8 protein-coding genes and 1 pseudogene are annotated in these 12,749 nt (G+C 71.9%); 3 read left to right on the top strand and 6 right to left on the bottom strand.

Features of this window, described 5'->3' with window-relative positions; genetic code table 11:
- On the bottom strand, window positions 1-2,072 hold a 2,072-nt coding region (locus Q1N79_RS25970; RefSeq protein WP_300613405.1), incomplete at its 3' end, for a tetratricopeptide repeat protein.
- 280 nt (window positions 2,073-2,352) lie between these two features.
- Between Q1N79_RS25970 and Q1N79_RS25965 the strand changes: the two genes are divergently transcribed.
- Window positions 2,353-3,798 carry an alkaline phosphatase family protein gene (locus Q1N79_RS25965; protein ID WP_300613403.1) on the top strand — a complete coding sequence of 482 codons (1,446 nt, stop codon included), beginning with the start codon at window positions 2,353-2,355 and terminating at the stop codon, window positions 3,796-3,798.
- Window positions 3,799-4,049: 251 nt separating this feature from the next.
- Here Q1N79_RS25965 and Q1N79_RS25960 read toward each other — a convergent pair whose 3' ends face one another.
- Both Q1N79_RS25960 and Q1N79_RS25955 read right to left on the bottom strand, forming a co-directional pair.
- Window positions 4,050-5,630 (bottom strand): GMC family oxidoreductase, encoded by a 1,581-nt coding sequence (locus tag Q1N79_RS25960; RefSeq protein WP_300613401.1) that lies wholly within the window; start codon window positions 5,628-5,630, stop codon window positions 4,050-4,052.
- 363 nt (window positions 5,631-5,993) lie between these two features.
- The gene (locus Q1N79_RS25955; protein WP_300613399.1) at window positions 5,994-6,980 is read right to left on the bottom strand and encodes a glucosyl-3-phosphoglycerate synthase; all 987 of its coding nucleotides are present in this window, start codon (window positions 6,978-6,980) and stop codon (window positions 5,994-5,996) included.
- 440 nt (window positions 6,981-7,420) lie between these two features.
- Between Q1N79_RS25955 and Q1N79_RS25950 the strand changes: the two genes are divergently transcribed.
- Complete coding sequence (locus tag Q1N79_RS25950) at window positions 7,421-9,058, top strand: hypothetical protein (protein ID WP_300613397.1); 1,638 nt, start codon at window positions 7,421-7,423, stop codon at window positions 9,056-9,058.
- A gap of 142 nt (window positions 9,059-9,200) precedes the next feature.
- Window positions 9,201-9,566 (top strand): annotated as a pseudogene (locus Q1N79_RS25945) (response regulator transcription factor); the annotation flags it as partial.
- 59 nt (window positions 9,567-9,625) lie between these two features.
- On the opposite strand, the gene Q1N79_RS25940 reads toward Q1N79_RS25945, so the two are convergent.
- The 3 genes from Q1N79_RS25940 to Q1N79_RS25930 all read right to left on the bottom strand — a co-directional run.
- Window positions 9,626-10,465 (bottom strand): ParA family protein, encoded by an 840-nt coding sequence (locus Q1N79_RS25940; protein WP_300613395.1) that lies wholly within the window; start codon window positions 10,463-10,465, stop codon window positions 9,626-9,628.
- Window positions 10,466-12,229 carry a CHAD domain-containing protein gene (locus Q1N79_RS25935; RefSeq protein ID WP_300613393.1) on the bottom strand — a complete coding sequence of 588 codons (1,764 nt, stop codon included), beginning with the start codon at window positions 12,227-12,229 and terminating at the stop codon, window positions 10,466-10,468.
- Between the two features lie 144 nt (window positions 12,230-12,373).
- Window positions 12,374-12,749: PfkB family carbohydrate kinase (locus Q1N79_RS25930; RefSeq protein WP_300613391.1), on the bottom strand; the 376-nt coding region annotated here is incomplete at its 5' end.

The raw sequence follows: 12,749 nt of genomic DNA, 5'->3' as shown, positions 1-12,749 counted from the left end.
GTCGCGGCCTCGTGCTGGCCGCGCTCGCACGGCGGGATCACGGTGCCGATCGCCTGGCGGAGCGCCTGCGCCGCCCCGAGCAAGCCCGCCGCGTGCCGGGCGGCAGGCAGCGAGGCCTGGCCCGCGAGCGCGACCGCCGCGAGATCCTCGAGCAGGCTCGCCATCCGCCAGCGGTCCCGCAGCTCCCGGTGCGTCTCGAAGCTGCGCCGCAGCAGGTCCGACGCGGCCGCCGACCCGGAAGCGGCGGACGCGAAGGCGAGCAGGCCGAGCTGCTCGTCGCTCCAGGCGATGCCCTCGCGGAACCCGATCGACTCCGACAGCGCGCGGCTCTCGCGCAGCAGCGACTCCGCCGCCACGAGGTCGCCCTGGTACCGGGCCACGACGCCGAGGCTGATCAGCGACCACGCGATCCCCTCGACATCGCCGAGCACCCGGAACATCGCAAGGGCGGCGGTGCACTCGTCGGCCGCCACCGCGAAGTCGCCCTGCAGCCAGGACACGAACCCGAGGTAGCTGTGCGCGCCCGCCTGGGCCCGCTCGTCTCCCGCCGCCATGGCCAGCTCCAGGCCCTCCGCGTGCAGCTGCGCCGACCTGGCATACCTGCCCTGCTCGCGAGCCACGCTGCCGAGGGCCTGCAGGCACGACGCGATCCCCGACGCGTCGCCGAGCGACCGGAAGTTCAGCAGCGCCGCGTCCAGCCTGCGCACCGCGGGCCCGTAGTCGCACTGCAGGTGCGCCAGGCGCCCGCTGCCGAGCAGCGCCCGCGCCCGCAGCTGCGCCGGCGCCGCCGGGCCGACCGCCACCGCCAGGTCCATCCACTGCCTGATCTCGTGGTAGTGGCCGCGCAGGTAGGCGTACCTGCCGAGCTGGCCGGCGATCCGCAGGGCGGCGATCGTGTCGCCCGACTGCCTGGCGAAGTCGCTGGCCGCGCGGAGGTTGGACCGTTCGAGGTCGAGCATGTCGAGTTCGGCTTCTAGTTCGCCCGCGGCGGCCACCTCTACTCGCGGCCCCGCCCGCTCGGCCAATTCGGTGTAGTACGCCAGGTGCGCCTGGCGCGCCCGCTCGGCCTCTCCGGCCGCGGTCAGCTGCTCGCTGGCGTACTCGCGGATAGTAGCCAGCAGGCTGTAGCGCTCACCCTCCACTCGCAGCAGCGACTTCTCGGCCAGCCGGGTGAGCGAGTCGAGGACCTGGAGGGTGGCGAACGGGTCGCCGAAGCCGGCGACCCGTTCGGCCCCGGCGAGCGTGAACCCGCCGGAGAACACGGCCAGCCGCCGGAACACCGCGCGCTCGCGCGCGGCGAGCAGGTCGTGGCTCCAGTCGAGTGTGGCACGCAGCGCCTGGTGCCTGGCCGGGGCGGACCGCGCGCCGCCGGTGAGCACGCCGAACACGTTGTCAAGCCGCTCGGTGAGCTGGCGCACCGACAGGATGCGCATCCTGGCGGCGGCGAGCTCGATCGCGAGCGGCAGCCCGTCGAGCTTGGCGCACACCTCGGCCACCGCGCCCCGGTTGGCGTCGGTGACCCCGAAATGTGGCGCGACAAGCCGGGCCCGGTCCTCGAATAGCCGCACCGCGTCAGCGCCGTCCAGGGGCGGCACCGGCCAGGACCGTTCCCCTTCGACGCCGAGCGGTTCCCGGCTGGTGGCGAGCACGGACAGCGCCGGGCACTCGGCCAGCAGCTGCTCGGCCAGCGCCGCGACCGCGCCGGCCAGGTGCTCGCAGTTGTCGAGCACGACCAGCACCGGCCGGCCCGCGAACTCGGCGGCGACGTGCGCGGCGATCGCGCGCGCGGCGTCCTGGCCGGGGGTCTCTGGGACGCCCAGCCGGCCGGCGACCGCGGGGGCGACGATGTCCGGGTCGTCGACCGGTGCCAGCTCGACCCAGGCGACCTCCATGTCCCTGGCCAGGGAGGCGGCGGCCGCGAGCGCCAGCCGCGTCTTCCCGGTGCCGCCCGGGCCCGTGAGCGTGAGCAGCCGGAAGCCGGCGAGTGCGCTCGTCACCTCGCCCAGTTCCGCGTCCCGGCCCACCAGCGGCGTCAGCCGCAGCGGTAGCCGTCCCGTGGTCAGCACTGCCATCCGCCGCGCCGCCGCTCCGCTGGTGCCCGCTTTTTCCTTACAGAGACTAACGATCGGGACCACACCGGACGAGCCGGCGAACCGTAACGGTTGCCAAGACGGCGCCTCGCCCGCGGCTTACCCCCGTCCCCCCGGTCAATCCAACATCGTGTCCAACGGCCAGCCGACCATCAACTTCCGGCCGCTGCTCTGCGCAACATCTGATCCCGATCCCCATTCGCTCTCGCCCGCGGCCCGCCAGATGGCATGATTCGGCCCAAATACGAAGGAGGCAGGGCACATGTGGGAGCGGCTGGAGAAAAGGGAAATAGCGCGCAGGGGGCTGCGCCCCGGCCCGGGCGAGCGGCCGCGGCCCGACATGCCCGCCGGGAGCGACCTCATCCCGCAAATCAAGCACATCGTCGTGCTGATGATGGAAAACCACTCCTACGACAATTACCTGGGCATGCTCACGGGGCGGGGCGAGGGCCTGCCGCTGGCACCCGACGGCACCCCGCTGGCCGTCAACGTCCTCCCCGACGGCCAGCGGTTTCCCTCCCACCACTTCCCCTCGACCGCGCAGGTCGACGGCAACCCCACGCAGAGCTGGCACGCCAGCCACCTCTCCTACGACGCAGGCACCTGCGCCGGGTTCGCGAGCGGCGTGCGGCAGACCGTCCCAGGCGGGGACCCTGGCGTGCCGATGGGGTACTGGACCGAGGCGGACCTGCCGTTCTACTACGGGCTGGCCCGCACGTTCCCGCTCGCCGACCGCTGGTTCTGCTCCTGCCTTGGCCCGACGTTCCCGAACCGGCGCTTCCTGATCGCGGGGACCGCGGACGGCCTGATCGACGACCTGCCGTGGGACCTGGTCGACTACCCGAAGGCGGGCACGATCTTCGACCAGCTCACCACACACGACATCCCCTGGGTGAACTACCACAACGTGAACCCGGCCAAGGTCCTGATCAAGCGGGCGCTCGGCACGCCCGGGCTGGTCGCGCTGCGCCGGCTGGCCCGGCTCGGGCGATGGCTGCCCGGCGTGCTCAACGCCGAACGCGGCAACAAGTCGTTCACCGCGGACCTGTACCCGCTGGGGATGGCCCGCTGCGTCCGGCACCTGGGGACGACCCAGCGGTTCTTCGCCAACGCCGCGGCGGGCACGCTGCCGGCCGTATCGATCGTGGACCCGGACTTCGGCGCGTACTCGGAGGAGAACCCCCAGGACATCAGCCACGGCGAGTCGTTCGCCGCCGCGGTGGTCAACGCGGTGCTGCACGGCCCGGCGTGGGAGTCGACGCTGCTGCTGTGGATCTACGACGAGCACGGCGGGTACTACGACCACGTGCCGCCGCCTGACGCGGTGCCGCCGGACGACGTGCCCGCGCACAACTGGCAGCTCGACCTGCCGGCATGGCTGCGCGTGGTGCTCAAGCCGCTGCTGCGCAAGTCGATGGCGAACCTGGAGAACGCGGACGCGGGACCCGCGACGTACGACCGGTACGGGTTCCGGGTTCCCGCCGTGATCGTCTCGCCCTACGCGCGGCCCGACTTCGTGCTCAGCGAGGTGCTCGACCACACGTCGGTGCTCAAGCTCATCGAGGAGAAGTGGAACCTGCCGCCGCTGACCCACCGGGACGCGGCGGCGGTCTCGCCGCTGGCCGCCCTCGACCTGGCCGCCCCGCCGGCCTTCCTGAACCCGCCGCCGCTGCCGGCACCCCTGAAACCCGACTCCTACAGCGGCTAGCCGCGCGCAGCGGACCTGACCCGCCAACCCGCGGGCACCCCAGCGGCACGTGCGCCGTCAAGGCGCAGCCGGGGGGTTCCGGGGGGGCGCCCCCCCGGGTCAGCCCGCAGGCACCCGATGAGGCACGTGCGCCGTCAAGGCGCAGCCGGGGGGTTCCGGGGGGTCGCCCCCCGGGTCAGCCCGCGGGCACCCCAGCGGCACGTGCGCCGTCAAGGCGCAGCCGGGGGGTTCCGGGGGGTCGCCCCCCCGGGTCAACCCAGCACGAAGGCGGCGCAGCGCTCGCCGATCATGATCGACGCCGCGTTCGTGTTGCCCGAGGTGATCGCCGGCATGACGGACGCGTCGGCGACCCGCAGCCCCACGACGCCGTGCACGCGCAGGTCCGGCGTGGTGACGGCCATCCGGTCGATGCCCATCTTGCAGGTACCGACCTGGTGGTGGTAGCTGAGCAGCGTGCGCATGCCGTACTCGGCGAGCTCGGCGTCGGTGCGCGCGTCGGGTCCCGGCGCGATCTCCCGCGCCCGCCAGTCCTTCATCGCGTCGCCCGCGCCGATCTCACGGCACTGGTTCAGGGCGGTGACCAGCGCTTTGATGTCAGCCGGCTCCTCCAGGTAGTGCGGGTCGAGGGCCGGCGCTTCGGCCGGGTCCGCGGAGCGCAGCCACAGCCGGCCACGGCTGAGCGGGCGGATGACGCCCGCCAGGGTCGCGTAGCCGGCCCCGTAGTCGAGGGCGGGGTAGCCCTCCACGGGCATCGGGAAATGCGACATGAACGGCTGCAGGTCAGGGGCCGCCATCCCCGGGTCGCTCTTGGCGAACCAGGCCATCTCCAGGTTGTTGGCCTGGCCCGGCGGCACCGTGCGCGCCGACTCCCACAAGATCTCCGCCAGCAGGTGGTCGTGCAGGTTCTGGCCCACGCCTGGCAGGCTGGCGGTCACGTCGATGCCGAGCGCGCGCAGGTCGTCGGCCGGGCCGATGCCCGACAGCAGGAGCAGCTGCGCCGAGCCGATCGTGCCGCCGCAGACGATCACGTCGCCGGAGCAGCGCACCTGCGTGGCCGGCCACTCGGCGAAGGTGCTTGACGGCGGGGAGTCGGCCGCCATCGTTCTGGATAGGAGGTGGCGGCCGGCCCCCGCGAGCCCGATGCCGACGGCGCGACCGGTACCGTCGAAAAGCAGCCGGGCGACGTGTGCACCGGTGATGACCGTGAGCAGCGGGTTGTCCAGCACCGGCAGCACGAAAGAGACCCAGGCGGAGGCACGGCGGCCGTCCCTGACCGTGAGCTGGAGAAGCCCGGCGCCGAGGATGTCCGCGCCGTTGCAGTCGTCGTTCAGCGGCAGCCCGTATTCGGCGCAGGCCTCGATCCAGGCCAGGGTGGCCGGGTTCGGGTCGTGGATGCGCTCGACCGGCAGCGGGCCGCCGCTGCCGTGGTACTGCGACGGGCCGTCCTCGAAGTCCTCGGACTTCTTGAAGAACGGGAGGACCTCCGCGTACGACCAGCCGGCCGCGCCGTTGTACGCCCAGTTGTCGAAGTCCTGCCTGGCGCCGCGCACGTAGATCGCGCCGTTCAGCGAGCTTGAGCCGCCCAGCACCTTGCCGCGTGGCCAGAAGACGGTCGTCTTGAGTGAGTGCTGCTGGGGTTCGGTGCTGTAGGCCCAGTCTTCCGGGCTGTTCCACAGCAGCCACGCCAGGCCGGGGTCGTGGATCGCCGGGTTGTCGTCAGGGCCGCCCGCCTCGACCAGCGCCACCCGCCGCCCGGCGTCGACCAGGCGCCGCGCGATCACGCAGCCGGCCGAGCCGGCGCCCACGACGATGTGGTCGAACTCTGTATTCATGCGCTCCGCCTCCTGGACACATCATGCGAGTTTTCCCGCATGAGTCATTCATGCGGCGGCACAGACATGGGGGTCCGGCATGCCCGCTGCCCAACAAATAGGGTGCCACGGCACCGCTCGCTCGCGGCGGCCGACGCGATCATGGCGGGCCGTGCGGGCCGTGCGGCCGCCCGACGGCGCCGGCGTCCCACGCTGCCCGGGGCCAGTTGTTACAACGAATCGGCCCGCCGACGGCACCCGCAGGGCGGGGGGAAACCAAATTAATTATCCGGAATAGCCGCATAAGCGGCTATTCCGTGTTTGCGGCGGCGGGCCGCCCACCGCAAGGAATTCACCGGAATTGCAGGAGCCAGTCACCCGTGCTCATGCGCGGGCGGTCAGCGCGGTGCCGCCGGTCAGCCGCGCTAGCGGCGGCCGCTCTATCAGCTCGTTGAGGTGCTCGTCAAGCCGCAGGCCGTCCGCGGTGGCCACGGCATGCAGGTAGGTCTGCGGCTGGCGGAGCTCCCACAGGCCCGGCTCGTCCCCGGCCAGCTCGCGCGGGGCCAGGCCCTGCCGCATGGCCACCGTGCGCAGCACGATCGAGCTCATTCGGGTGAGGTCGGCGAGCGTCTGGTGACGGTTCTGCCTGGTGCCGAGGTCGACCTGCGCCATCCCCTCAAGGCCTACCTCGGTGAACACGTCGATGATCATGCCGATCTCCACGCCGTAACCGGTGAAGAACGGGAGCGCGTTCAGCAGCTCCCGGCGGCCGGCGAACTCGCCGGCCAGCGGCTGGGCGAACCCGGCAAGCTCGGGGTAGAAGAGGTTGATCAGCGGCTTTGCCATCAGCTCGGTGACCCGCCCGCCGCCGTCGGGCACGGACTTCTCACCCGAGGTGAACGGCCGGCGGTACGCGGCCTTGCAGAACTGGATCGCCGGGTCCGCCACCAGCGGCCCGAGCGTCCCGTAGACGAAATGGTCGCGGAAGTCTGTGGTGTCGGCGTCGGCGAACATGACGATGTCGCCGCGCGCCACGGACAGGCTCCGCCACATCGCGTCGCCCTTGCCCTGCGCGGGGCCGTACTGGCGCATGAGCTCGTTCTCCGAGTAGACCTCGGCACCGTGCGCCCGGGCGATATCCGCCGTGCCGTCTGGCGAGTCCGCGTCCACGACGATGACCTGGTCGGGCAGCCCGGTCCTCGCCCGCAGGTCGGCGACGACGGACAAGATCGCGCCGATGGTGCCAGCCACGTTGCGGGCCGGGAAAATCAGGGTCGCGGAGGGTCGCTCCGCCCCGGCGCCCGATAGCGCGAGACTGTGAAAGTCCCGGTGATGAAAGGAGCGCCGCTCAAACCATTCCCAGACTGTCATGTTTGTATAACGAGATCCTGTTCCGTTTAGTTTCAGCTGTACGGCATGGCGAAGGTTGGCACGCACCCCTCCAGCTTAAATTGAATGTAAAATCATTATTTCCTGTACGTTGCTTCTCAACTTCCCTGTCGTCGTGGTCAGGCGCGTAACCGCGGCCGCGCGCTCTGCTACCCACGATCCGCGCGCGTACTCCGCGGCGCCGGGACCGCGTCAGGCGGAGCTCGCGAGACCGCCGGCCCGGGGGTCGCGGGCCGGGGGACCGGGGGTCGCGGGCCGCGGGACCGGGAGCGCGGCGAAACCCCTCGACCCGGCTGATAGGCGGCCGAAGCGATAAGTGGCGATAAGTCACGCAAATGACACCTCCAGTTCTGACGGCCGACCCCCGCCCGACCGATGACGCCGGTTCGATGTGCCGGGATGTCCTGACACGAGGAGGGATCATGCGTCGCAGAACCGGCATCGCCGCGTTCCTGACCGTGCTGAGCGCCGCGGCCGTGCTCGCGGGCACCGCGGCGGCTGGCGCAAGCGCCACGCCAGCCACGAGCCACGGCCGGCCGGTCTACCAGGACCACCTCCTGGTGCCCGGCGACCTGCTCGTCAGCGAGAGCTACTACGTCAACGACCCGGACATCGTGGCGGGGCAGACCATACTGCCGCCTGGGTGCACCTCGGGGTGCGGCACCGCCATCGCCAACGGCAACTACCCGTACGTGTTCAACAACGACTCCGTGGACGGCAGTTTCGGGGTCACCTCGCCGCTCTACCTGCGGGAGATCACCCCCTTCGGCCAGACCCAGGACGTCATCCCCGTTCCGTCGAGCGAGCTGAGCACCAGCTTCTCGTCGAAGTCCGAAGGCGCCCTCAACCTGTCCACCGACGGCAAGTACGTGACGTTCATCGGCTACGTCGCGCCGCCGGACGTCGCTGACGTCTCGAACGCGAACACCCCGGGTGTGATCGACCCGACCAACCCGGTTCCCGGCGCGTACTACCGCGCGGTCGCGCGGCTGTCGGCGGACGGGAGGTTCACGTTCACCGAGACCAACGCCTACAGCGGCAACAACGGCCGGGCCGCGATCGAGGCCGACGTCGACGGCACGTACTACATCTACACGGCGGGCAACGCGGGCAACGGCAGCAACCCGCAGCCGGAGGGCATCGTCCTCGGCGCGGGCGCGCAGATCAGCACGCCGTCCGACCTGCCCGAGCCGCAGCAGGACCCGGGTCAGCCCACCCCGGCCGGCAGCTTCAGCGTCACCGAGCTCGGCGACAAGGCGGACAAGGTCGGCAAGGACGACAACTTCCGCGGCCTGACGATCTACGACAACGTGCTCTACTACACCAAGGGCAGCGGCAGCAACGGCGTCAACACCGTGTACTTCCTCGACACCACGGGCACCGCGTGCCCGGACGGCGTCGGCCTGCCAGCGCCCGGCGCGACGCTGCCAACCACGAGCATCGCGTCCACCTACACCGCCGCGAGCGGCCTGGCCAGCAACATGTGCGTCCTGAAGGGTTTCCCGACCGCGCTCGCCAAGGACGCGACGGACGCCAGCGACTACCCGTTCGGGATCTGGTTCGCGAACCCGACCACGCTGTACGTGGCCGACGAGGGCTCGGGCGACAACACCTACGCCAACGGCACGTACACCGCCGACGCCGCGTCCACCACGGCGGGCCTGCAAAAGTGGGTGTTCAACGCCTCGGCCGGTGAGTGGCAGCTCGCCTACACCCTGCAAGACGGGCTGAACCTCGGCACGCCGTACACCGTCCCCGGGTACCCGACCGGGATCAACCCGGTGACCGGGCTGCCGTGGGCCCCGGCCACCGACGGCCTGCGCAACCTCACCGGCCGGGTCAACCCGAACGGCACGGTCACGATCTGGGCGGTCACCTCGACCGTCAGCGGCGGCGGTGACCAGGGCGCCGACCCGAACAAGCTGGTGTCGATCACCGACCGGCTCGACGCCACCACGCTGCCGGCGAACGAGTCCTTCCAGACCGTCATCCCGGCGCGGTACGACCAGGTGGTGCGCGGCGTGTCGTTCACGCCGGGCACGACGTCCGGCGGCCGCTAGCGAGGCGGCTGATGAATGGCCCATTCAGCTGGTTATGGGCGGCTGAATGGGCCATTCACTCAGGACCCTGCCAGCATCCCGCGAGCGGATTATCAGGCCCGGGCGGTTCGATGACTGGGAACGACCACCAGCAGGAGACGCCATGCGGGTACTCGTGATCGAGGACGACGGTGAGCTGGCCGAGGCCATCGCCGCCGGGCTGCGGCTGGACGGGATGGCGGTGGACACCGCCCTGGACGGGGACGCTGGCCTGGAGCGCGTCCTGGTCAGCGACTACGACGTGATCGTGCTTGACCGGGACCTGCCCGGGGTGCACGGCGACGACGTGTGCGCCGAGCTTGCCGGGACGGGCAGGGCGCGGATCCTCGTGCTGACCGCGGCAGGCACGATCGGGGACCTCGTGGACGGGGTTGGCCGCGGCGCCGGCGACTACCTGGCCAAGCCGTTCTCCTTCGCCGAGCTTGTGGCCAGGATCCGCGCGCTGGCCCGGCGCAGCCACCCCGCCGTTCCCCGGTCCTGACCGCCAGCGGCACTGACCGCCAGCGGCAGCACGCCCGGCCCGCAGCGTCACCTGGAAGTGACAGCGCTCGCTGTCCCCGCTCCCGGCGCGGATTCCGCTTCCTCGCCGCGGGAGCGGACCTCGGCCCACAGTGACCGGTAGGCGCGCGCGGCCGCAGTGCGCGGGGCGAACACCGTGACCGGGGCACGCTCCACGGACATCTTCTCGATCAGCGACAGAGCGGGGATGGCGGTGGCAGCAAGCTGGGATCGTTCGGGGGAAATGTTATCGGTGATCTCCCTGTGCAGCTTTTTACGGCGGTCAACCATCGAGAAGAACGCGAGCACGTCCGGGCGGTGCCCGCTGAAGCCGGCGACGAATTCGGTCAGCTGGTCCAGAGTCCGCACCGACAGCGTCGTCGGGATCAGCGGGACCACGACCAGGTCGGCGGCGCGCAGCACGTTCTCCGAGACCAGCGAGATGCTCGGCGGGCAGTCGAGGAACACGGCGTCGTATTCGGCCGCCAGCGGGGCGAGCAGCTTGCCCAGCTTGCGGGCGGGCTTGCCGCCGGGCGCGGCCGATCCGGAGCCGGCCCCCCCGCCGTGGCCGGCGCTGCCGAGCAGCAGGTCCAGGTGGCGGTAGGTGAAGTCGGCGGGGATCAGGTCGAGGTTGTCGAAATCGGTGCCCTTGATCGCCTCGTCCAGGGTGCGCGACCCGCGGATCAGCGCCTTCCCGCCGCCCTTGACCCGCGGCTTCACGCGGAACATGAAGCTCGCCGCCCCCTGCGGGTCCAGGTCCCACAAGACGGTGCGCAGCTTGCTCTCGGTCGCCGCCAGGTAGGCGAGGTTGACCACCGTGGTCGTCTTGCCCACGCCGCCCTTGATGTTGTAGGTGGCGTATATCCGCATCTACTTCTCCTCGCCGCCGCGCAGCAGCGCCGCCATCCGGTGCCGTCCGTCCGGCCCGGCGAACGCCGCGAACCGCCGCTCGAAGTCGGCGCGGGCCGCCGCCTGGCGCGCCGCGATCCCCGCCGTGACCTCGCCCATCGCGAGCAGCGTCACGGCGGGCGCCTCGTTGCCGGCCAGCATCGCCGCCGCCAGCGTCCGGATCTCCTCGATCTGCACCTCGGCGTCCTGGAACTCGCCGAGGCAGTCCTGCAGCCGCCTGAGGTCGCCGAGGACTTTCCCGTACCGGGCGGGATCGTGCAGCGGGGCGAAGAACTCCAGCGCGTACCGCAGTTCCTTGCAGCGCTTGCGCAGGTCATGCAGGGCCTCATGGGGCGAGGCCGGGGTGATGGCCGCGCCGCGCTTGACCACCTTCGCGAACGCGCGCCCGGTCCGGTCCGCGGCAAGCGCGCCCGCCGTCTCCTCCGCTCGCCGCATCGGTTGTCCCGAACGAGCCGTGGCGCCTGCCCCGGCGTTCCGCTTCGCGTCCCTGACTTTGGCCAGCGCCGCCCGCCAGTCCCCGGTGAGCACGGTGAACCGCGGCGAGCGCAGCCCGCGGGCGAGCGCGCGGTACTCCTTCACCCGGCGCTGCTGCAGGTACACGCGGAACGGTTCGAGGTCGTCCGGCTTGGCCGCCTTGAGCGCGTGCGCCGTCTCCTCGAAGCCGAGCAGGTGCACGTCCAGGTCCCTGGTCGGCGTCGTCAGGTCGCCGACCCACTTGAACTCGGCGGCGAAGCGCGCCACCTCCTCCTGCGGCAGGCCCCTGGCCCGGCCGGGCGATTGCACGGTGAGCGCGCCGCCGAACAGCTTCAGCGCGCTGCGGGTGCGGCGGACCGCCACCCGCAAATCGTGCAGGAACTCGGTGTCGGTGTCGTGGAGCACGCCCGCCAGGTTCGCCTCGACGGTGTCAAGCAGCCGCAGCATGATCAGCGCCGCCGCCTGCGAGGCGGGCATTCCCGCGGTGATCGGCGCGTCCACCTTGCCCGAGTAGTCTGCCGGGCGGCGGCCGATCGCGCGGACCGCGTCGCCGAACACGGTTTCCGTGGCGGGCCTTACGCCGGCGGTGCCGGCGATGATGCGGGCCGCGCGGCGGGCCTGGCCGGGATAGCCGCGCACCTCCAGGACCGTCAGCCGCGGCGGCAGCGCGGCGCGCTGCCCGGACACCGCGAAGGGGCGCTCGATGAGCACGCGGGCGACGGTCTTGCCGTCCTCGTTCAGCAGGCTGGTCACGGCGGCGGTGCCCGACACGGTCACGATGGGCAGCAGCGCCCGCGGCGCGACCAGGCCGGCGACGCGGTCCGCGACGGGGCCGCCCGGCAGGTCGGCTGCCATGTGCGGGCGGGAGGGCTGCCAGCCCGTCACGGGCTGTGCGATGTCGCCGGCGTCCGTGGGGCTTGCCGGCCCGGCCGGCCCGGCCGGTGCGGCTAGTGCGGCTGGCCTGGCTGGTGCGGCTAGTGCGGCTGGGGCGGCGGCCGGCTGGGTCGCGCTTGTCAGGCGGAGTTCGCCGCCGCGGCGGGTGGCCGTGTACTGCAGGATCAGCCCAGCGCGGTACACCCGCCAGTCGAAGGTGTCGAACCACGTGCGGCGCCGTCCGCTGCCTGGCGCGCCGCCATGGTCCTGGACCACGGTGAAGCCCTGCCCGAGCGCGCTGAGGACGTCCGCGATGACCTCGTCCCACGTCGGCGCGCCGTCTCCTGAGGCCACGAAACCCGCCAGGCCAGGGGTCACAGGGCGGCTCCTCTCCGGCATGATGAGTCCGCCATCTATTTAAGCCTAAATTCATTGTTAGGCGGTAATTATGTTCACCTTGAATTAACTTTCTGTTTACTTTAGTCCTGAGCGGGGCATTCGTCGGCCTGGCTGCGCGTGGGCTCAGGGAGCCGGGACGGGCCAGCGGTGGCCGGTGATGGCGAGGATGTCCGCAGGGCGCGGCATCCCTGACTGGGTACCCGGCCGGGCCGCTGCCGCGGCGCCTGCCGCGGCAGCGGCCCGGATCGCGTCGGGCGCGGGAACCCCGGCCGCGAGCGCGACCGCGAGCGCGCCGACGAACGTGTCGCCGGCCCCCACGGCGTCCACCGCGTCCACCCGGAATCCCGGCACGGTCAGCGCGCCGGGCGGCCCGCCCGCTGCGCTGCCGCCCTCTCCGGCCCCGCCCTTTCCGGCCCCGCCCTTTCCGGCCCCGCTGCCCCCGGCGCCACTGCCTCCGACCCCGCTGCCTCCGACCCCGCTGCCTCCGACCCCGCTGCCT

Origin of the sequence: Trebonia sp. (assembly GCF_030042015.1) — a bacterium.
Lineage (GTDB): Bacteria > Actinomycetota > Actinomycetes > Streptosporangiales > Streptosporangiaceae > Trebonia.
Note: the sequence above shows the minus strand (reverse complement) of the source record. Positions and strands in the feature narration are given on the sequence as shown.